The following is a 21,462-nucleotide window of genomic DNA, read 5'->3' as shown; positions in this document are numbered from 1 at the left end:
CACTGCCGTGCGGCTCCACCGGGCGCGGCACGGCCACGACCCGGAATCAGGTGAGAGAGCGTGACGGACGCCGTGGGCTCCATCGACAAGCCTGATGCTGACGATGACGAGACAGCAGAGTCGAGCAAGAAGACCCGCAAGGGTGGCAAGCGCGGCAAGAAGGGCCCCCTGGGCCGTCTCGCGCTCTTCTACCGTCAGATCGTCGCAGAGCTGCGCAAGGTCGTCTGGCCGACTCGCAACCAGCTGACGACCTACACGACTGTCGTGATCGTCTTCGTCGTCGTCATGATCGGTCTGGTGACCGTGATGGACTACGGCTTCCAGAGAGTAGTCAAGTACGTCTTCGGCTAGAGCCGCGGAGGCGGAGGGCGCCCATCAGGCGTCCCTTTCCGCATGTTCCACCCATCGTGAAGCCAGGAAGAAGCAGCCAACGTGTCTGACCCGAACCTGAACGACGCCAACGAGGCGGTCGAGTCCCGTGCGGACGAGACCGACATCGTGGAGGCGGCGGACGCTGTCGAGCCAGACCAGGCCGAAGCCGCTGACGCCGAGGCCGGCGAGCCGGCCGAGGAGTCGGCGCTGCACGTCGAGGACGATGACGACGCCGCTGACGCCGAGCCCAAGGCTGAGGACGCGGACGCGGACGAAGCTGACGCCGAGCCCAAGGCTGAGGACGAAGACGCGGACGAGGCCGGCGAGGACGACGACATCGAGCTCGTCGAAGAGCCCGCCGCCGCGGCCGACCCGGTCGCCGCGCTCCGCGAGGAGCTGCGCGGGCTGCCCGGCGAGTGGTACGTCATCCACACGTACGCGGGCTACGAGAAGCGCGTGAAGGCCAACCTGGAACAGCGCGCCGTCTCGCTCAACGTCGAGGACTTCATCTACTCGGCCGAGGTGCCCGAGGAAGAGATCGTCCAGATCAAGAACGGCGAGCGCAAGAACGTCCGCCAGAACAAGCTTCCGGGCTACGTCCTGGTGCGGATGGACCTGACGAACGAGTCCTGGGGTGTCGTACGGAACACCCCCGGCGTCACCGGCTTCGTCGGCAACGCCTACGACCCGTACCCGCTGACGCTGGACGAGATCGTCAAGATGCTCGCCCCCGAGGCCGAGGAGAAGGCCGCGCGCGAGGCGGCCGAGGCCGAGGGCAAGCCGGCTCCGTCCCGCAAGGTCGAGGTCCAGGTGCTGGACTTCGAGGTCGGCGACTCGGTCACCGTCACCGACGGTCCGTTCGCGACGCTCCAGGCGACGATCAACGAGATCAACCCCGACTCCAAGAAGGTCAAGGGCCTCGTCGAGATCTTCGGTCGTGAGACTCCGGTCGAGCTGAGCTTCGACCAGATCCAGAAGAACTAGCCCGCAGAGACGCAGAAAGAGGCCCTGACCAGCGGCTTAGCCGTCGGTCAGGGCCTCTTTCATGCCGCTTGGGCCGTCCCAGGGCCGTCATGTGCTTCACCGGCCGCCCGATACATGCTGTCGACCGCCTTCCGGGTGCGTCCCTCACTGCTCGGCATGAGGTGCGTGTACACCCGCAGGGTGAAGCCGGGATCGGCGTGCCCGAGATACGTACTCAGGGCCTTGATGTTCTCCCCGGCGTCCAGCAGAACGGACGCGTAGAAGTGCCTCAGCGCGTGCATGCCATGCTCGCGCGCTGCGTCGTGGCGCTGCCCCTTCTTCGGCTCCGGGATGACGCCAGCGCCCACGAGGGCGGGCTTCCATACGTACGAGTTGAAGTCGTTCCGCCGGACCGCGCTGGCGTCAGGGTTGCTGAACAACAGGGTCTTGGTCACCTTCGGCCCGTCCGACGCCAGCCACGGCAAGGTGACCTTCACGGGCGGGTTCGCCTTCATGTGAGCCGCGAGCACTGCCCGCACCTCGGCGGGCAGCGGCACGTCTCGCACCTTGCCACCTTTCGGAGGGGCGAATACGGGATGGCCGTTGATGAGCTTCACCTGGAAGCCCACGTGCAGCCATCCAGTGAGGAACCCCACCTCGTCCACGGGCAGACCGAAGATCTCCCCCTGACGCAGACCGCACCCCACACCGAGATCCGTCATCGCCTGGAACCGATCGGGCAGGCCAGCCCGGACGGCAAAGACGCGATCGGCCGGCCACGGCTTCACCCGCGCAGGGGCCGACTTCGGCGCCTTGACCGAGTCCGCCCGGCAAGGGTTCTTCGGGATGAGCCCATCGTCCACGGCAGCGGTGAACACTGCCGAGACGTTCCCGAAGATGACCCGGCGATAGGAAGCCGCGGGGAGGGAATCCTCCAGTTCGCGGGACCACATCTTGATGTGGGAGGGCTGGAAGGAACCGAGCGGGCGCGAGCCGATGTACGGGAAGGCGTGCAACCGGAGTCGCATCTCCACGGCGCCGCGCGTCGTCGGGTCGGTGGTCTGGGCGGCAACGAAGCGCTCTCCGTACTGCTGGAAGGTGATCCGGCTCGCCTTCGGGTCGACGTACGAGCCGCGCGCCATGTCCGCCTCGATCTCAGCGAGCCACTGTTCAGCTCGCCGCTTCTGGCGGTCGGGGAAGCTCTTGGACTTCTCGGTCCCGTCCGGGCCGACGTAGCGGGCGCGGTAGCGCATGCCGGTTCCGTGGCGGTCGGTCTTGACGCGGGTGGTTCTGCCGTTGGCGTCGGTTTCGGTCTTGAACCAGCGGTCTTGGATATGGCCTGCCATCTGGTGATGCCTCTCGGTGTCGATTCAGTTGAATTCCGGGGATCGGACGGGACCCCCCTGACTTCGGGGGTCCCGTCCGAGTCACGCGGCTTCGCTAGCCGTCTGTTGGGTGATCCAATCGGCGACGGTGCGGGGGTCGTAGCGGACGTGTCGGCCGACCCGGAAGCCGGTTGGGCCGGTGCGTTTCTTGCGCCAGCCGTAGACGGTTTCGATCGGCACGGCGAGCATCGCGGCGAGGTCTTCGGGGGTCAGGTAGCGGTCGGGGAGTCCGGCGCGCAGGATCGCGCGGGGGTCGGTCGGGTCGGGCATGTGGTCGCTCCTGCGGGTTGTCGGGTCGGGGTGGAGCCGGGGGCGGGGGCTGGTGAGCGCTCACCGCTCACGGGCGCTCACCGGTCGGTGCGGTGAGCGCTCAGGCGTGCTCACGGGCGGGCTGTGAACAGCCCCTGTGCTCACGGGTGTTCACGTGCGCTCACCACAGGGCGCGCGCAGGTCGGGGACATCGGCCGTTCAGGTCGGGCGGTGGGGTCGTGCCGAGGGTGAACGTGCCGTCGTCCAGCCGGACGACCAGCGGGAGCGGCTGCGTGGTGTGCTTCCGGACCTGGTCCAGGCACGCCTTACGGCGGTGGTGGTCGGGAAGTGCCTGGCGGTAGAGCCAGCCGTGGGGTTCCATGCCGGCCGGTCCCGTGTGGTCGGCGCCCAGGTCCCGCCCGAGGTGGATGAGCACCCGTGTGGGGACGCGGGCCGCGCCCTGGCGTACGGCGCGGGACAGCAGCACGGGGTGGGATGCGGTGTGGTGGCGGTGAGCGTCGGAGAGGTAGAGCGCGGCGGCGGCTTCCGGTGTCGTCATGGGGCGGGCGCGGGCGCCCTCGTACCAGAACGACAGGGCGAGGCGGTAGGCGAAGGAGCGGCAGGCGCCCACCTCCCAGAACTCCCCGGCGTCCAGCCCGGCGAAGACGGTCACCGCTTCGGCGAGACCGCCCGGACCGAGTGCGTGAACTGCCCCTAGGAGCGCGGCATACAGGGTGTCGGTGCCGGGCGTCCCGCTGTCGAACAGGTCGTCCGCGCTGACCTCGAACAGGGCGGTGGCCATCTCGGTCGGGGTCAGGTCCAGCCCTCCCGCCGGGACGGTCGGGAAGATTTGCCCGTCCCGGCGGCGGTCGCGGGCGCTCAGCTCGGGGGCCCGCTCGGGTGCGACGTGGGCGAAGATCGCCCGGAGTTGGTCGGTCGCGGTGTTCACGCGGCCACCCCCCAACCGGTCGGGTTGGTGGTGGCCGACTCGTGGCCGTTGGCGGTCGGACTGAGCGGACCGTCCGGTCGGGTGTGACGCGGGGTGTGACCCTGCTCGTCACGCAGGTCAGGGGTCGACCGAGCGGCCGACTCACGGCCCGCCGCGAGTCGGGCCAGCATGAGCCATCCGGCGAGCGTCACGGGGCTGACGGTCGGGCGGTCGGTCGGCCGACTGCGAGCGCCGTACGCGCACAGGATCAGCGCGATCGACAGCGGCAGTCGGTCGGCCTTCGCGTGGTTGCACGGCTGGCACGCAAGCACGACATGGGCAAGAGCGTTGGTGCGGAACAGCGAGCGCGGGACGACGTGGTCGATCGTCGCGCCCACCAAGAGCCGGGTGAACGGCCGGTAGCAGTAGAAACACCGCCTGCCGTCCCGCCGCCACAGCTTGGCCTTCCGGTACCTCTTGAGCTGAGACGGAGTCAGCTTCGGCCGCTCAACGGCCGCGATCTCGCCGCACACGATGACGCTCATGCGCGGACACCGAAACGCTGCGCGTGGATCCTGGCGCGCTCGTGGACCGGGCACAGCATGTCGACCGGCCCGCAGTCCTCGTCGTAGAAGGCCGGGATGGCCCCCGTGCCACGGCAGGGGCACCCTCCGTCGACAGCGATGTCCTCGTCACGGTCGGCGTACGGCTCCGTCATGCCGTCACGGCACACGCTGTTCGCGGCTTCCTGCCTGGCCACGTTCAGCCGCCGGGGCTTGGGGAACCGCACCTCGTGGCGCCGCTGAACCTCGGCCGGAACCAGGCCGCCCATGTCCAACAGTTTGTGCGCGTGAGTAAACGACGCCTGCCGTGCCACCTCCTCATGGCCCATACGCTCGACGCCCTGCGCGATCCACGCCCGACGCTGCTCGGGGGTGTGGTGACGGCGGCCGTTCGGCATGTCCGACGCGTACAGGGCCACAACCCGCTCCCACGTCGTCAGGTCCGCGACGTCGACCCGTACCGAAGGAAGTACCGCAGTCGTGACGTGGTCGGTGGCGCGCTCAAGAACGGTTCCAGGCATCATGGAAGGGCCCCTTCGAGGGTGAGGGGAGCGGCGGTCTTCTTGGCAGTAGGGCGCCGCTCCCACTGGCTTGAGCCAGTTACTGGCTTAAGCCAGTTGAGCACGCCGTGAGAGTGTGCGTCAACCCACTGGCTTGAGCCAGTCGTATGCTGGGGTCATGACGTCACCCGAGAACGCCAGCAGCCAGCCCCCCGCGAGCAGGCGCATCGCCGAAGCTCTGCGGTCGGCTATCGAGTCCGGTGAACTCCGCGCCGGCGACAAGCTCCCGTCGGAACGAACCCTCGCCGAGCAGTACGGGGCCGCTCGTAATACAGCACGCGAAGCGGTTCGCCTCCTGTCCGAGCAAGGGCTGGTGACGGCTCGACACGGTCGGGGCGTGTTCGTCCGGGAACCGCGTCGCCTCTTCCGCTTCGGCAGCGACCGCTACTCGTTGAAGAACCGGGCCACGGGGCTAACCCCCTTCCGCTTGGAGGCCAAGCGGCAGGGCAAAGAAGCGCGCATCGACGTTCCGTCGATCCTCCGCGAAGTGCCTCCGGCTGACGTTGCGGAGCGGCTGAACGTGTCACCCGACGAGCAGAGCGTGGTCCACAGAGAGAACCACTACTTCGCAGATGACGAACCGGTTCAGATCGTGTCCACCTTCGTCCGGTGGGCGGAGGCGCAGGGAACTCTGCTCATGCAGGCGAAGAGTGGTCCCAACGGCATCTACGGGCGCCTTGAAGATCTTGGCCACGTCATGACGTCCATCCGGGACGAGATCATCGCCCGCATGCCGACACCTCACGAAGCTACGGTGCTCCAGCTTCCGCCAGGTGTGCCCGTACTCGAAGTCCTGCACACAAGCCTTGATCAGCACGGAGAGCCGTTCGAGGTCTCCCGGTACGTACACCGGGCGGACCTCACGGGCCTTAAGTACGAATTGCCAGTGCAGTGACGAAGGGGAGGCCATGAATCGCAGCGTTGAAGACTGGGTGGTTGTTCGCCCGCGCACCAGCGCGGATATTGCTCAGGCGTCTTCCGCCTTGGTCGCCGTCCATAATGCCGATGGCTATCCGGTCGAAGGTGTGGATGACCCAGAGGCTTGGCTCTCCCCACCTGGGCTATTGGGCGCGTGGGTCGCCGAGGCTGAAGACCGGGTGGTCGGCCATGTCGCAGTGAGTCGAGCTGCGGGAGAAGGCGCCGTGGCACTGTGGACCGATCGCAGCGGAGCTTCGGAAGACGCTGTTTGTGTACTGGCCAGGCTGTTCGTTCTCTCCCAGGTGCGGAAGCGTGCCGTAGGTGAACACCTTGTCAGGGCCGCCGAGAAGTACGCGAACGATCACAGGCTTAGGCTGGTGCTTGACGTGATGAGGAAGGACACTTCAGCGATCCGCCTGTACAGGCGTCTTGGGTGGCTTGAGATTGGCACCGTTGCTCACCGTTTCGGGGAGGGGCGGCAGCAAGAGGCATTGGCCTTCGTCTCTCCAGAGAGCTAAGTAACGAAGCGTACGGCCCCCCCACCCTCTCAGGTCCGCTACTTCCGCTACCGCCGCTACCGCGCAGGTCAGGGGCATGATCGAGGTAGCGGGAAGGGGTAGCGGTAGCGGCTACTGGACTGCTCCCTTGACCGAACCCGGAGCCGTAGCGTGCGGCTCACAGCGGAAGGGCAGGAAGGACCGCCCTGCCGGGCGGGCGACCTTCGGACGCCCACGCTGGGAGCTCCCGCCGGCGCGTCGGCGGCTGCACCTGAGCGGCCGGACAGGAACACTCTTAGGGGAGTTGCCCCACCCTCCCTAAGAGCCTCACCGCACTGCCTGATGGGCCGTCAGATGGGTGTGTGGCCGGTCTGAGTCGCGGTGAGTCGCGGTGTGCGACTCAGGCGCGCCCCCTCTGACCTGCGATGAGAGTCGTTGAGTCGCGTTGATTCGCGACGCTCAGGAATGTGGGGCGGCCTTCCAAGAGGGTGGCGGTAGCCGCTACCGCTCCCCCTTCCCGCTACCTCGATCATGCCCCTGACCTGCGCGGTAGCGGCGGTAGCGGAAGTAGCGGACCTGGGAAGGTGGAGGGGTGGGTGGCTCATGCCCGTACGACCCGAACGTCTGGGCCGGTCATGGCCAGTGGCAGGTGCAGGGCTGGCCGACTGGTGATCGGTGATCACGGGTCGCTGACCGCGTGTGTCCGAGGTTCGGATTTCTGCGTCACCGCGTCATCAGCGTCATCCAGGCTTCTGAACTGCCGCTTTGCGTGACGCAGCGGTCCAGGGCTGCGTCACCCCCGCGTCATCGGCTGCGTCACCAGGTGACGCAGGATGACGCAGATGACGCAGGATGACGCACAGATTGACGTCTGCGTCACCGCCCGTCGTCGCAGGTCAGGCCCCGTTTTTCGACCCCCAGATGACGCAGTGACGCAGACCTTCCCTACTTAAGACAAAAAGAGGGGCGTCTGTAGTAGTGCGCTCAGCCGTTTCGGAATGAGCAAGAGGAGCACCTGGGCCCTGGGTGCTCCTCTTGCTCATGAGCCCTCAGAGAGAGGCAGTCCCCTCCCGGTTGGGTGCCGACTACTGAGCGTGTGGGGGGAGGCAGAAGGGCCCCGCCGGGATGCTGTTTTCCGGGGTTTCCCGAGGTCAGGCGGGCATGCCTCCCTGTCTCCCTAACCGGGGGTTACCGCAGATCAGCGCCAGAGATGTGACCCAGGGAGGCGGTCAGGGAGCTCTCCCTGTCTCCCTGCCGCCCTCCTTCACTCTGCGTGCCGAGAAGCGGCGGCCACTGCTCCTCTTAAGAGGGGCAGTAGCCCACCAGGTTGCGCAGTCGCCGACGAACGCCGGGAGCTCCCGGCGTGGGCGTCCGACAGTCGCCCGCCCGAAGGGCGGTCCTTCCAGCCCTTCACCCACAACAGCGATTGCGGCGCCCTCCCGAACCCCCTCTACCCCCACTACCTCGCAGCTCAGACCCCACTACCGGCCCCACTATCTCGGTAGAGGGGCCCCGCTACTCGTGAGCCCGCAGTGAGGCTCTGACTGGGAGGCAATGGCCGCCCGAACGTCTAGGTTGGCCAGAGCCAGTAGCACGTCCAGAGCTGACCGACTGGATCATCGGGGATCACGGCTCGGTGACCAAATACGGGACCCTCCAGGCCCGGTCGGGGCCGTCTGTGGGCCGTACGACGCTCGCCAGTGCTGACCAACGACGACCAACGATGACCGCCCGACCGCTGGTCAGGAAGCTGTCCGATAGAGTCTTCCGAGCTGATCGCCGGGCTTCATCAGTCCCAGAAGAACTGACGCGCGGTTCCGCGCGCTCGTAAGCCACTTCCGACCAGGTCAGACAGGCTCTCGCAGGGGGTTTCCGCCCCCTCGCGGGAGAAGGTCTGACCTGCTCGGTTTTTGGCCGTGCAGCTATACCCGTTATCGTTGCGCGGTATGCCCGCATCCGGATGACCGGATGACTGGGCCGGAACACTCTCACTAGGACCCGGAGAGAGCAATGCCTCCCAAGAAGAAGAAGGTCACGGGGCTCATCAAGCTCCAGATCTCGGCCGGCGCGGCCAACCCGGCTCCGCCGGTCGGGCCCGCGCTGGGCCAGCACGGCGTCAACATCATGGAGTTCTGCAAGGCCTACAACGCCGCGACCGAGTCGCAGCGTGGCATGGTCGTGCCGGTGGAGATCACGGTCTACGAAGACCGCTCCTTCACCTTCATCACCAAGACTCCGCCGGCCGCGAAGCTGATCCTCAAGGCCGCGGGTGTGGACAAGGGCTCCGGCGAGCCGCACGTCAAGAAGGTCGCCAAGCTCACGCGTGCGCAGGTCCGTGACATCGCCACGACCAAGATGCCCGACCTGAACGCCAACGACCTGGACGCCGCCGAGAAGATCATCTCCGGCACCGCCCGTTCGATGGGCATCACGGTCGAGGGCTGAGACCGGCCCGGCGAGCCCACTCGGGCACGCCAAGTGGAAGGGCCATGCGCGGCCCGCACCACGAACTCCACACCTGAATGAATCACCAGGAGCAGAAGTGAAGCGCAGCAAGGCACTCCGCAGCGCGGACGCGAAGATCGACGCGGAGCGTAACTATCCTCCGCTCGAGGCCGTCCGTATCGCCAAGGACACCAACACCACCAAGTTCGACGGCACCGTCGAGGTCGCCATGCGTCTGGGCGTCGACCCGCGCAAGGCGGACCAGATGGTCCGTGGCACCGTGAACCTTCCGCACGGCACCGGCAAGACCGCCCGGGTCCTGGTCTTCGCGACCGGTGACCGTGCCGAGGCAGCGCGCGCCGCGGGCGCCGACATCGTCGGCTCCGACGAGCTGATCGAAGAGGTCCAGAAGGGCCGTCTCGACTTCGACGCCGTCGTCGCCACCCCGGACCTCATGGGCAAGGTCGGCCGGCTCGGCCGCGTCCTCGGCCCGCGTGGTCTGATGCCGAACCCGAAGACCGGCACCGTCACCCCCGATGTCACCAAGGCCGTGACCGACATCAAGGGCGGCAAGATCGAGTTCCGCGTCGACAAGCACTCGAACCTGCACTTCATCATCGGCAAGGTCTCCTTCGACGAGACGAAGCTGGTCGAGAACTACGCCGCGGCGCTGGAGGAGATCCTCCGTCTCAAGCCGTCCGCCGCGAAGGGCCGTTACATCAAGAAGGCGACCCTGGCGACGACGATGGGCCCCGGCATTCCGCTGGACGCCAACCGCACTCGTAACCTCCTTGTCGAGGAGGACCCGGCCTCCGTCTGACACTGACGGCGGTCGCGCATTCGCGTGTCAAGAGCCGGTCCCGGCACCTCTGTTGAGGTGCTGGGGCCGGTTTTCGCATGCGCGGGCTGTCAGATGTGTGCGTTACCGTTCAACCAGGAACATCGAAAAAAGGGGTGGGGTATGACCATGTCGACATGGGGGCGTGTTGGCGTCTCGCTGACGGCACTGGCCGTTGTGGCGGGTGTGGCCGGTTGTCAGAGCGACGACGCGGACACGAAGAAGACCGGCAGTTCCTCTGCCAACGGCGGGGAGCCGCAGTCCCGTTCGGCCGTGACCGAGGTCCTGACGGCGGCGTACGAGAAGACGGCGGCGGCCAAGTCCGCCAAGGTCGGCATGACGATGTCGATGCCCGCCGGCGCGGCGGGGGCCGCCGGGGGCGGCGAGATGGAGATGTCCGGCGTCATGGGCTGGGATCCCATGGTGATGGACATGACCATGACCGGCTCGATGATGCAGGCCGAGCCCGAGGCCCCGGACAAGATCCGGATGGTGTGGGTCGAGAACGCGATGTACATGGACATGGGCGCCGAGGCGGCCAAGGACATGGACGGCAAGCGCTGGATGAAGCTGGACCTCGCCGCGGCGGCGGAGGCCTCGGGTGACCCCGCGGCCGCCAGTGAGCTCACCGGCGGCATGGAGAACATGAACCAGGACCCGGCCCAGCAGCTCGCGCTGCTGCTGGACTCGCCGAACGTGAAGCACGTCGGCTCCGAGAAGGTCGACGGGGTGGACGCGCAGCACTACAAGGGCACGCTCACGGTCGCCGAGATGGTCGAGTCGAACGAGTCGCTCGACGTCCTCAGCGCGAAGGAGCGCAAGGACCTGCTCGCCGGCATCGAGAAGTCGGGCATCGAGGGGTACGACATCGAGGTCTGGGTCAACGAGGACGACTACCCGGTCAAGATGGACGTCGCGATGGACTCCCCGCAGGGCGAGATCAAGATGAGCGCGCGGTACAGCGACTACGGCGCCAAGGCGTCCGTCCAGACGCCGCCGGCCGCCGACACCGTCGACCTGTTCGAGATGCTGGGCGACCTCGGCGGCGAAGCCGGCGCCGGCGCGGACGACTCCGGGATCTGACCCCGGAGTCCGGCCCGCGAACCCGGTTCCGGGAATCCCTTTCCCGGGGCCGGTTTAGGGGCCTGTCCGACGGATTTGCCTGACGCCGACCCCGTCCCGTACTCTTCCGAAGAAGCCAAAGACCGCTGGTCGTCGCCGTGCTCTCGCAAGAGGGTGAGGCGACCGAAGGATCCGCTGGAAGCGGACGACCCGCGTAGGTGACCGAGGAGAGTTCCCAGGTTCGTCCTGGTTGAGCTACGCCCCGTGCGCCTGCGCCGGGGCGTTTCGCTTTGTTCGGCCCCTTCTGAGCGGTCCTCATCACCCGGAAGGAGGCCGACGCTCATGGCAAGGCCCGACAAGGCTGCCGCGGTGGCCGAGCTGACGGAACAATTCCGCAGCTCGAGCGCCGCAGTGCTGACCGAGTACCGGGGTCTCACCGTGGCGCAGCTCAAGGAGCTGCGCCGTTCCCTCGGTGCGAACGCCCAGTACGCCGTGGTGAAGAACACGCTGACCAAGATCGCGGCCAACGAGGCCGGGATCAACACGCTGGACGACCTGTTCGCGGGTCCGACAGCGGTTGCCTTCGTCACCGGTGACCCGGTGGAGTCGGCGAAGGGTCTTCGTGACTTCGCCAAGGACAACCCGAACCTCGTCATCAAGGGCGGTGTCCTTGATGGCAAGGCGCTCAGCGCCGACGAGTTCAAGAAGCTCGCGGACCTCGAGTCCCGCGAGGTGCTGCTCGCCAAGGTGGCCGGTGGAATCAAGGCGTCGATGGCCAAGGCCGCGGCGACATTCCAGGCCCCGCTGTCGGAGTTCGTCCGTACCGCGGACGCCCTTCGCGCCAAGCGTGAGGCCGAGCAGGGCGGTGCCGGTACGCCGGCTCCCGCCGAGGCCGACGCCGAGTAGTTCGGCGCCGCGTCGCGGCGGGCCCGTACGCCCGCCGTTCACATTCATCCGGCACCTGCCGAAATTAGTGGAAGGACCGCCACCATGGCGAAGCTGTCCCAGGACGACCTGCTCGCGCAGTTCGAAAGCCTGACCCTCATCGAGCTCTCCGACTTCGTGAAGGCGTTCGAGGAGAAGTTCGACGTCAAGGCCGCCGCGCCGGTCGCCGCTGCCGCCGCCGGTGGCGCCGCTGTCGTCGTCGAAGAAGAGGTCCAGGACGAGTTCGACGTCATCCTCACGGGTGCCGGCGAGAAGAAGATCCAGGTCATCAAGGTCGTGCGTGAGCTCACCTCGCTGGGCCTCAAGGAGGCCAAGGACCTCGTGGACGGCGCCCCCAAGCCCGTCGTCGAGAAGGTCGCCAAGGAGGCCGCCGAGAAGGCTGCCGAGTCCCTCAAGGCCGCCGGCGCCTCCGTCGAGGTCAAGTGACCTCGTAGGACCCCGCTGACACCCGTTTCCGGGAGCCGTCCAGGCGCCCGGAAGCCGGAGTGACAGCGACCGCACCGCGAGGTGCACAGCATTGACGAGAAGGACGGTCCCCCGTACGGGTGACCGTCCTTCTGCGTTGCCGCGAGGGGTTCCTTGCTCTTCGGTGGGCTGCGAGTATGGTGATCATCGCTGTGCCTTTCGTACGACCGGTGACGATCCGTACGGGACGGGGGGCCTTGACGAACCGCACGCAGCGCGCAATTCTCAGGACGCGTCGCCATATCGATCCGAATCCGAGGCATGGATCGGCGACGAAGAGGGCAGGATCGCTGTGCGCCTACGGCGTGGGTCGATACGCAGTTGAGACAAGGTGTTGAGAACAACGAGGGTCTCGCAAAACCCGGCCTGGACATCAGTGTGCCAAGTGGCTACACTGACCCTTTGCGCTGCCTGTTAGCTGCTCCCTGCCCGTCACCAGGGGCACCCCCATGCATGACATCGTCGGCTGATCAGCCCTTTCCGGGCTTGTCATCCGCTCTGTCCAGCTCGGGACCGGTACGCGCGTAGTGAGTCCGAGCCCTCGGAAGGACCCCCTCTTGGCCGCCTCGCGCAACGCCTCGACCACGAATACGAACAACGGCGCCAGCACCGCCCCGCTGCGCATCTCTTTTGCAAAAATCAAGGAGCCCCTCGAGGTTCCGAACCTCCTCGCGCTGCAGACCGAGAGCTTTGACTGGCTGCTCGGCAACGCCGTCTGGAGGGCTCGTGTCGAGGCTGCTCTGGAGAACGGGCAGGACGTCCCCAGGAAGTCCGGTCTGGAAGAGATCTTCGAGGAGATCTCGCCGATCGAGGACTTCTCCGGGTCGATGTCGCTGACTTTCCGCGACCATCGCTTCGAGCCTCCCAAGAACTCGATCGACGAGTGCAAGGAGCGCGACTTCACGTACGCGGCCCCGCTCTTCGTCACCGCCGAGTTCACCAACAACGAGACCGGCGAGATCAAGTCCCAGACGGTCTTCATGGGCGACTTCCCGCTCATGACCAACAAGGGCACCTTCGTCATCAACGGCACCGAGCGTGTCGTGGTGACCCAGCTCGTGCGCTCGCCGGGTGTGTACTTCGACTCCTCGATCGACAAGACGTCGGACAAGGACATCTTCTCTTCCAAGATCATCCCGTCCCGGGGTGCCTGGCTGGAGATGGAGATCGACAAGCGCGACATGGTCGGTGTCCGTATCGACCGCAAGCGCAAGCAGTCCGTCACCGTCCTACTCAAGGCTCTCGGTTGGACGACCGAGCAGATCCTGGAGGAGTTCGGCGAGTACGAGTCGATGCGCGCCACCCTGGAGAAGGACCACACCCAGGGCCAGGACGACGCGCTGCTCGACATCTACCGCAAGCTGCGTCCGGGCGAGCCCCCGACCCGCGAGGCGGCCCAGACGCTGCTCGAGAACCTCTACTTCAACCCCAAGCGCTACGACCTCGCGAAGGTCGGCCGCTACAAGGTGAACAAGAAGCTCGGCGCGGAAGAGCCGCTGGACGCCGGTGTGCTCACCACCGACGACATCATCGCCACGATCAAGTACCTGGTGAAGCTGCACGCCGGTGAGACCGAGACGGTCGGCGAGAGCGGCACGCAGATCATCGTCGAGACCGACGACATCGACCACTTCGGCAACCGCCGTCTGCGCAACGTGGGCGAGCTCATCCAGAACCAGGTCCGTACGGGTCTGGCGAGGATGGAGCGCGTCGTGCGTGAGCGCATGACGACCCAGGACGTCGAGGCGATCACGCCGCAGACGCTGATCAACATCCGGCCGGTCGTCGCCTCCATCAAGGAGTTCTTCGGCACCAGCCAGCTGTCGCAGTTCATGGACCAGAACAACCCGCTCTCGGGTCTCACCCACAAGCGCCGTCTGAACGCGCTCGGCCCGGGTGGTCTCTCGCGTGAGCGGGCCGGCTTCGAGGTCCGTGACGTGCACCCGTCCCACTACGGCCGCATGTGTCCGATCGAGACGCCGGAAGGCCCGAACATCGGCCTGATCGGCTCGCTCGCGTCGTACGGACGGGTCAACCCGTTCGGCTTCATCGAGACGCCGTACCGCAAGGTCGTCGAGGGCCAGGTCACCGACGAGGTCGACTACCTGACCGCCGACGAGGAGGACCGCTTCGTCATCGCCCAGGCCAACGCGACGCTCTCCGAGGACATGCGGTTCACCGAGCCGCGCGTCCTGGTCCGCCGTCGTGGCGGCGAGGTCGACTACATCCCCGGCGACGACGTCGACTACATGGACGTCTCTCCGCGCCAGATGGTGTCGGTCGCGACCGCGATGATCCCGTTCCTGGAGCACGACGACGCCAACCGTGCCCTCATGGGCGCGAACATGATGCGTCAGGCCGTACCGCTGATCACGGCCGAGGCGCCGCTGGTCGGTACCGGCATGGAGTACCGCTGCGCGGTCGACGCGGGTGACGTCATCAAGGCGGAGAAGGAAGGTGTGGTCCAGGAGGTCTCCGCGGACTACATCACCGTCGCCAACGACGACGGCACGTACACCACGTACCGCATCGCCAAGTTCTCCCGCTCCAACCAGGGCACCTCCGTCAACCAGAAGGTCGTCGTCTCCGAGGGTGACCGGGTCGTCGAGAGCCAGGTGCTCGCCGACGGTCCCGCCACCGAGCAGGGCGAGATGGCGCTCGGCAAGAACCTCCTCGTGGCGTTCATGCCGTGGGAGGGCCACAACTACGAAGACGCGATCATCCTCAGCCAGCGGCTGGTGCAGGACGACGTCCTCTCCTCGATCCACATCGAGGAGCACGAGGTCGACGCCCGTGACACCAAGCTCGGCCCGGAGGAGATCACCCGGGACATCCCGAACGTCTCCGAAGAGGTCCTCGCGGACCTCGACGAGCGCGGCATCATCCGTATCGGTGCCGAGGTCACGGCCGGAGACATCCTCGTCGGCAAGGTCACGCCCAAGGGCGAGACCGAGCTGACGCCGGAGGAGCGCCTGCTGCGCGCGATCTTCGGTGAGAAGGCCCGTGAGGTCCGCGACACCTCGCTGAAGGTGCCGCACGGCGAGACCGGCAAGATCATCGGTGTCCGCGTCTTCGACCGCGAGGAGGGCGACGAGCTGCCTCCGGGCGTGAACCAGCTGGTCCGCGTCTACGTCGCCCAGAAGCGCAAGATCACCGACGGTGACAAGCTCGCCGGCCGTCACGGCAACAAGGGCGTCATCTCCAAGATCCTGCCGATCGAGGACATGCCGTTCCTCGAGGACGGCACCCCGGTCGACATCATCCTCAACCCCCTCGGCGTCCCGTCCCGAATGAACCCGGGCCAGGTCCTCGAGATCCACCTCGGCTGGCTCGCCAGCCAGGGCTGGAAGGTCGAGGGCAGCGAGGACTGGATGGAGCGGCTGAAGGTCATCGGCGCCGACGAGGTCGCGCCCGGTACCAACGTCGCGACACCCGTCTTCGACGGCGCCCGCGAGGACGAGATCTCCGGTCTCTTCGAGGCCACGATCCCGAACCGCGACGGCGAGCGGATGGTCAAGGCCTCCGGCAAGGCCAGCCTGTTCGACGGCCGCTCCGGTGAGCCGTTCCCCGAGCCGGTGTCCATCGGCTACATGTACATCCTCAAGCTCCACCACCTGGTCGACGACAAGCTCCACGCCCGCTCGACCGGTCCGTACTCCATGATCACCCAGCAGCCGCTGGGTGGTAAGGCCCAGTTCGGCGGCCAGCGCTTCGGTGAGATGGAGGTGTGGGCGCTGGAGGCATACGGCGCCGCTTACGCCCTCCAGGAGCTGCTGACCATCAAGTCCGACGACGTGACCGGCCGCGTGAAGGTCTACGAGGCCATCGTCAAGGGCGAGAACATCCCCGAGCCCGGCATTCCCGAGTCCTTCAAGGTGCTCATCAAGGAAATGCAGTCGCTCTGCCTCAACGTGGAGGTGCTGTCCTCGGACGGCATGTCCATCGAGATGCGTGACACGGACGAGGACGTCTTCCGCGCGGCGGAGGAGCTCGGTATCGACCTGTCCCGGCGAGAGCCGAGCAGCGTCGAAGAGGTCTGACGGGTTGGCCGGCCGGATCCCGTATCCGGCCGGCTCTCCCCGGACCCTCCCCCCGCGCCCTGGTGGCGCGGGTGGGAACCCCTCAGACCATTGACTGAAGCGCCCCATATTTCTCGCTCACGCGAGGGGGCTCGAACCCCCGAAAGAGGGATTGACGACAAGTGCTCGACGTCAACTTCTTCGACGAGCTGCGGATCGGCCTCGCCACCGCGGACGACATCCGGACCTGGTCCCACGGCGAAGTGAAGAAGCCGGAGACCATCAACTACCGCACGCTCAAGCCCGAGAAGGACGGACTCTTCTGCGAGAAGATCTTCGGCCCCACCCGGGACTGGGAGTGCTACTGCGGCAAGTACAAGCGTGTCCGCTTCAAGGGCATCATCTGTGAGCGCTGTGGCGTCGAAGTCACACGTGCCAAGGTGCGCCGTGAGCGGATGGGCCACATCGAGCTTGCCGCTCCCGTCACCCACATCTGGTACTTCAAGGGCGTTCCGTCCCGGCTGGGGTACCTGCTCGACCTCGCGCCGAAGGACCTCGAGAAGGTCATCTACTTCGCCGCGTACATGATCACGTTCGTGGACGAGGAGCGCCGTACGCGCGACCTGCCCTCGCTGGAGGCGCACGTCTCCGTCGAGCGTCAGCAGGTCGAGAACCGTCGCGACTCCGACCTCGAAGCCCGCGCCAAGAAGCTCGAGACCGACCTGGCCGAGCTGGAGGCCGAGGGTGCCAAGGCCGACGTGCGCCGCAAGGTGCGCGAAGGTGCCGAGCGTGAGATGAAGCAGCTGCGCGACCGTGCGCAGCGCGAGATCGACCGTCTCGACGAGGTGTGGAGCCGCTTCAAGAACCTCAAGGTCCAGGACCTGGAGGGCGACGAGCTGCTCTACCGCGAGCTGCGTGACCGCTTCGGCACGTACTTCGACGGCTCGATGGGCGCCGCGGCGCTCCAGAAGCGCCTGGAGTCCTTCGACCTGAACGAAGAGGCCGAGCGGCTCCGCGAGATCATCCGTACCGGCAAGGGCCAGAAGAAGACCCGTGCGCTCAAGCGCCTCAAGGTCGTCTCCGCGTTCCTGCAGACCAGCAACAGCCCCAAGGGCATGGTGCTGGACTGTGTGCCGGTGATCCCGCCGGACCTGCGTCCGATGGTGCAGCTGGACGGTGGCCGCTTCGCGACCTCCGACCTGAACGACCTGTACCGCCGTGTGATCAACCGCAACAACCGCCTCAAGCGTCTCCTTGACCTCGGTGCCCCCGAGATCATCGTGAACAACGAGAAGCGGATGCTCCAGGAGGCCGTCGACGCGCTGTTCGACAACGGCCGCCGCGGTCGCCCGGTCACCGGTCCCGGCAACCGGCCCCTGAAGTCCCTCAGCGACATGCTGAAGGGCAAGCAGGGCCGTTTCCGCCAGAACCTGCTCGGCAAGCGAGTCGACTACTCGGCCCGTTCCGTGATCGTCGTCGGACCGCAGCTCAAGCTGCACCAGTGCGGTCTGCCGAAGGCCATGGCGCTGGAACTCTTCAAGCCGTTCGTGATGAAGCGCCTGGTGGACCTGAACCACGCGCAGAACATCAAGTCGGCCAAGCGCATGGTCGAGCGTGGCCGCACCGTCGTGTACGACGTCCTCGAAGAGGTCATCGCCGAGCACCCGGTGCTGCTGAACCGTGCTCCGACCCTGCACCGCCTCGGCATCCAGGCCTTCGAGCCGCAGCTCGTCGAGGGCAAGGCCATCCAGATCCACCCGCTCGTCTGCACCGCGTTCAACGCGGACTTCGACGGTGACCAGATGGCCGTCCACCTGCCGCTCTCCGCGGAGGCGCAGGCCGAGGCCCGCATCCTGATGCTGTCCTCGAACAACATCCTCAAGCCGGCCGACGGCCGTCCCGTCACCATGCCCACCCAGGACATGGTGCTCGGCCTCTTCTTCCTCACCACGGACGAGGAGGAGCGCGAGGTCGTGGGCGCGGGCCGGTCCTTCGGTTCCAGCGCCGAGGCCACGATGGCGTTCGACAACCGGGAGCTCTCGCTCCAGGCGAAGATCGACATCCGCTTCCCGGTGGGCACCATCCCGCCGCGCGGCTGGACCCCGCCGGTCGGCGAGGACGGCGAGACGAACGCCGAGTGGCAGCAGGGCGACCCGTTCCGGCTGCGTACGACCCTGGGCCGCGCGCTCTTCAACGAGCTGCTGCCCGAGGACTACCCGTTCGTCGACTACTCGGTGGGCAAGAAGCAGCTCTCCGAGATCGTCAACGACCTCGCCGAGCGCTACCCCAAGGTCATCGTGGCGGCGACGCTCGACAACCTGAAGGCGGCCGGCTTCTTCTGGGCGACCCGCTCCGGTGTCACCGTCGCCATCTCCGATGTCGTCGTGCCCGAGGCGAAGAAGGCGATCGTCCAGGGTTACGAGGCGCAGGACGAGAAGGTCCAGAAGCAGTACGAGCGCGGTCTGATCACCAAGGACGAGCGCACGCAGGAGCTCATCGCGATCTGGACCAAGGCGACCAACGAGGTCGCCGAGGCGATGAACGCGAACTTCCCGAAGACGAACCCCATCTTCATGATGGTGAACTCGGGTGCGCGCGGAAACATGATGCAGATGCGTCAGATCGCCGGTATGCGTGGTCTGGTGTCCAACGCCAAGAACGAGACGATTCCCCGTCCCATCAAGGCGTCCTTCCGTGAAGGTCTGTCCGTGCTGGAGTACTTCATCTCCACGCACGGTGCCCGTAAGGGTCTGGCCGACACCGCCCTGCGTACCGCCGACTCGGGTTACCTCACCCGTCGTCTGGTGGACGTCTCGCAGGACGTCATCATCCGCGAGGAGGACTGCGGCACCGACCGCGGCCTCAAGCTGCGGATCGCCGAGCGCGGCGCCGACGGTGTCCTGCGCAAGGCGGAGGACGTCGAGACGTCCGTGTACGCGCGGATGCTCGCCGAGGACGTCGTCGTGGACGGCAAGGTCATCGCACCGGCCAACGTCGACCTGGGCGATGTCCTGATCGACGCGGTCGTGGCGGCCGGCGTGGAGGAGGTCAAGACCCGCTCGGTCCTGACCTGTGAGTCCGCGGTCGGCACCTGTGCCTTCTGCTACGGACGTTCGCTGGCCACCGGCAAGCTGGTCGACATCGGTGAGGCGGTCGGCATCATCGCCGCCCAGTCCATCGGTGAGCCCGGCACCCAGCTGACGATGCGTACCTTCCACACCGGTGGTGTGGCGGGCGACGACATCACGCAGGGTCTGCCCCGTGTCGTCGAGCTCTTCGAGGCCCGTACGCCCAAGGGTGTCGCGCCGATCTCCGAGGCCGCGGGCTCCGTCCGCATCGAGGAGACCGAGAAGACGAAGAAGCTCGTCGTCACCCCGGACGACGGAAGCGAGGAGACGCCGTTCCCGATCTCCAAGCGCGCCCGTCTGCTCGTGGGCGACGGTGACCGCGTCGAGGTGGGCCAGAAGCTCACCGTGGGTGCCACCAACCCGCACGACGTGCTGCGGATCCTCGGTCAGCGCGCGGTCCAGGTCCACCTGGTCGGCGAGGTCCAGAAGGTCTACAACTCGCAGGGTGTGTCGATCCACGACAAGCACATCGAGATCATCATCCGGCAGATGCTGCGCCGCGTGACGATCATCGAGTCCGGCGACGCGGAACTGCTGCCGGGCGAGCTCGTCGAGCGCTCGAAGTTCGAGACGGAGAACCGTCGTGTGGTCACGGAAGGCGGCCACCCGGCCTCCGGCCGTCCGCAGCTGATGGGTATCACCAAGGCCTCGCTGGCCACCGAGTCGTGGCTGTCGGCGGCGTCCTTCCAGGAGACGACCAGGGTCCTGACCGACGCGGCGATCAACGCCAAGTCGGACTCCCTGATCGGCCTCAAGGAGAACGTCATCATCGGAAAGCTCATCCCGGCGGGTACGGGTCTCTCCCGCTACCGCAACATCCGGGTGGAGCCGACCGAGGAGGCCAAGGCCGCGATGTACTCGGCAGTGGGCTACGACGACATCGACTACTCACCGTTCGGCACGGGCTCCGGCCAGGCCGTTCCGCTGGAGGACTACGACTACGGTCCGTACAACCAGTAAGACGTGAGTTCGGTCCGATGGGCGGTCACCCCGGTTGGGGAGGCCGCCCATCGGCCGTGTGTGAGGTATCCGAAACCAGGTGCGGCGCATCTTTTTTGACCGGAGTCGATGAGGTAGGTACGCTCAGACCTTGTGCCTGGGGTGTGCCTGGGCTCCTGTGCGTGTCCTCAACCGCATGGCGAGTTCGGACAAAGGCCACCGCGATCTGCGCTTTCCTCGCCTCCAGCGGGATCTTGCAGTATTCGACACACCCGACCGCGTGGGTCGGCGAATGTTCCAGGTTAGTTTTACCGACGGCACACAGAAACCGGAGAAGTAGTGCCTACGATCCAGCAGCTGGTCCGGAAGGGCCGGCAGGACAAGGTCGAGAAGAACAAGACGCCTGCCCTTGAGGGCTCCCCTCAGCGCCGCGGCGTCTGCACGCGTGTGTTCACGACCACCCCGAAGAAGCCCAACTCCGCCCTGCGGAAGGTCGCGCGTGTGCGTCTGACCTCCGGCATCGAGGTCACGGCTTACATTCCGGGTGAGGGACACAACCTGCAGGAGCACTCCATCGTGCTCGTGCGTGGTGGCCGTGTGAAGGACCTGCCGGGTGTTCGTTACAAGATCATCCGCGGCTCCCTTGACACCCAGGGTGTCAAGAACCGCAAGCAGGCCCGCAGCCGCTACGGCGCCAAGAAGGAGAAGTAAACAATGCCTCGTAAGGGCCCTGCCCCGAAGCGCCCGGTCATCATCGACCCGGTCTACGGTTCTCCTCTTGTCACGTCGCTGATCAACAAGCTTCTGCTCAACGGCAAGCGTTCCACCGCCGAGCGGATCGTCTACGGCGCCATGGAAGGCCTCCGCGAGAAGACCGGCAACGACCCGGTCATCACGCTGAAGCGCGCGCTTGAGAACGTCAAGCCGTCTCTCGAGGTCAAGTCCCGCCGCGTCGGCGGCGCCACCTACCAGGTGCCGATCGAGGTCAAGCCCGGTCGCGCCTCCACCCTCGCGCTGCGCTGGCTGGTCGGTTACTCCCGCGCCCGTCGCGAGAAGACCATGACCGAGCGCCTCATGAACGAACTGCTCGACGCCTCCAACGGCCTCGGCGCTTCGGTCAAGAAGCGTGAGGACACGCACAAGATGGCCGAGTCCAACAAGGCCTTCGCGCACTACCGCTGGTAGT

Annotated in this window: 18 protein-coding genes; 13 read left to right on the top strand and 5 right to left on the bottom strand. The window is 66.6% G+C overall.

The window, feature by feature from the left end; translation table 11 throughout:
* Positions 1-60 precede the first annotated feature (60 nt).
* Together secE and nusG are read left to right on the top strand one after the other, a co-directional pair.
* Entirely contained in the window at positions 61-351 is a 291-nt protein-coding gene (secE, locus tag ACFWHU_RS28750) for a preprotein translocase subunit SecE (RefSeq protein ID WP_385791652.1), read from the top strand.
* A gap of 81 nt (positions 352-432) precedes the next feature.
* Positions 433-1,356: a transcription termination/antitermination protein NusG gene (gene nusG, locus ACFWHU_RS28745; RefSeq protein WP_387228336.1), complete on the top strand. Its 924-nt coding sequence runs from the start codon at positions 433-435 to the stop codon at positions 1,354-1,356.
* A gap of 59 nt (positions 1,357-1,415) precedes the next feature.
* Here nusG and ACFWHU_RS28740 read toward each other — a convergent pair whose 3' ends face one another.
* The 5 genes from ACFWHU_RS28740 to ACFWHU_RS28720 form a co-directional block, all read right to left on the bottom strand.
* Positions 1,416-2,681, bottom strand: a complete 1,266-nt coding sequence (locus ACFWHU_RS28740) for a tyrosine-type recombinase/integrase (protein WP_387228334.1) — start codon at positions 2,679-2,681, stop codon at positions 1,416-1,418.
* An 81-nt stretch (positions 2,682-2,762) separates the two neighbouring features.
* On the bottom strand, positions 2,763-2,990 hold the full coding sequence (locus ACFWHU_RS28735; RefSeq protein ID WP_387228332.1) for a helix-turn-helix domain-containing protein: 228 nt from the start codon (positions 2,988-2,990) through the stop codon (positions 2,763-2,765).
* Between the two features lie 160 nt (positions 2,991-3,150).
* A complete protein-coding gene (locus ACFWHU_RS28730; protein ID WP_387228330.1) occupies positions 3,151-3,918 on the bottom strand; it encodes a hypothetical protein in 768 nt (255 codons plus the stop codon).
* Positions 3,915-4,442: an HNH endonuclease gene (locus ACFWHU_RS28725; RefSeq protein WP_387228328.1), complete on the bottom strand. Its 528-nt coding sequence runs from the start codon at positions 4,440-4,442 to the stop codon at positions 3,915-3,917. Before ACFWHU_RS28725 ends, ACFWHU_RS28730 begins: the two co-directional genes overlap by 4 nt.
* Positions 4,439-4,984: a hypothetical protein gene (locus ACFWHU_RS28720; protein WP_387228326.1), complete on the bottom strand. Its 546-nt coding sequence runs from the start codon at positions 4,982-4,984 to the stop codon at positions 4,439-4,441. Before ACFWHU_RS28720 ends, ACFWHU_RS28725 begins: the two co-directional genes overlap by 4 nt.
* A gap of 154 nt (positions 4,985-5,138) precedes the next feature.
* On the opposite strand from ACFWHU_RS28720, the gene ACFWHU_RS28715 reads away from it, so the two are divergent.
* The 11 genes from ACFWHU_RS28715 (at position 5,139) to rpsG (ending at position 21,461) form a co-directional block, all read left to right on the top strand.
* Positions 5,139-5,915 (top strand): GntR family transcriptional regulator, encoded by a 777-nt coding sequence (locus ACFWHU_RS28715; protein WP_387228324.1) that lies wholly within the window; start codon positions 5,139-5,141, stop codon positions 5,913-5,915.
* A 13-nt stretch (positions 5,916-5,928) separates the two neighbouring features.
* Positions 5,929-6,456: a GNAT family N-acetyltransferase gene (locus ACFWHU_RS28710; RefSeq protein WP_387228322.1), complete on the top strand. Its 528-nt coding sequence runs from the start codon at positions 5,929-5,931 to the stop codon at positions 6,454-6,456.
* A 1,989-nt stretch (positions 6,457-8,445) separates the two neighbouring features.
* Positions 8,446-8,880 (top strand): 50S ribosomal protein L11, encoded by a 435-nt coding sequence (gene rplK, locus ACFWHU_RS28705; RefSeq protein WP_078075574.1) that lies wholly within the window; start codon positions 8,446-8,448, stop codon positions 8,878-8,880.
* 97 nt (positions 8,881-8,977) lie between these two features.
* Positions 8,978-9,700, top strand: coding sequence for a 50S ribosomal protein L1 (gene rplA / locus ACFWHU_RS28700; RefSeq protein WP_078075573.1), 723 nt, complete (start codon positions 8,978-8,980; stop codon positions 9,698-9,700).
* Positions 9,701-9,841: 141 nt separating this feature from the next.
* Positions 9,842-10,801: a hypothetical protein gene (locus ACFWHU_RS28695; protein ID WP_387228320.1), complete on the top strand. Its 960-nt coding sequence runs from the start codon at positions 9,842-9,844 to the stop codon at positions 10,799-10,801.
* A 321-nt stretch (positions 10,802-11,122) separates the two neighbouring features.
* Positions 11,123-11,686: a 50S ribosomal protein L10 gene (rplJ, locus tag ACFWHU_RS28690; RefSeq protein WP_385791645.1), complete on the top strand. Its 564-nt coding sequence runs from the start codon at positions 11,123-11,125 to the stop codon at positions 11,684-11,686.
* 84 nt (positions 11,687-11,770) lie between these two features.
* Positions 11,771-12,151 (top strand): 50S ribosomal protein L7/L12, encoded by a 381-nt coding sequence (rplL, locus tag ACFWHU_RS28685; protein ID WP_078075570.1) that lies wholly within the window; start codon positions 11,771-11,773, stop codon positions 12,149-12,151.
* A 596-nt stretch (positions 12,152-12,747) separates the two neighbouring features.
* Positions 12,748-16,230: a DNA-directed RNA polymerase subunit beta gene (rpoB, locus tag ACFWHU_RS28680; protein ID WP_385791643.1), complete on the top strand. Its 3,483-nt coding sequence runs from the start codon at positions 12,748-12,750 to the stop codon at positions 16,228-16,230.
* Between the two features lie 161 nt (positions 16,231-16,391).
* Complete coding sequence (locus tag ACFWHU_RS28675; protein WP_385791641.1) at positions 16,392-20,297, top strand: DNA-directed RNA polymerase subunit beta'; 3,906 nt, start codon at positions 16,392-16,394, stop codon at positions 20,295-20,297.
* A gap of 318 nt (positions 20,298-20,615) precedes the next feature.
* Positions 20,616-20,987, top strand: a complete 372-nt coding sequence (gene rpsL, locus ACFWHU_RS28670) for a 30S ribosomal protein S12 (protein ID WP_003948652.1) — start codon at positions 20,616-20,618, stop codon at positions 20,985-20,987.
* 3 nt (positions 20,988-20,990) lie between these two features.
* Positions 20,991-21,461, top strand: coding sequence for a 30S ribosomal protein S7 (gene rpsG / locus ACFWHU_RS28665; protein ID WP_023539364.1), 471 nt, complete (start codon positions 20,991-20,993; stop codon positions 21,459-21,461).
* Position 21,462: the final 1 nt, after the last annotated feature.

The organism is Streptomyces sp. NPDC060366, assembly GCF_042725135.1.
GTDB lineage: Bacteria > Actinomycetota > Actinomycetes > Streptomycetales > Streptomycetaceae > Streptomyces.
This window is presented reverse-complemented; position numbering and strand designations above follow the sequence as displayed.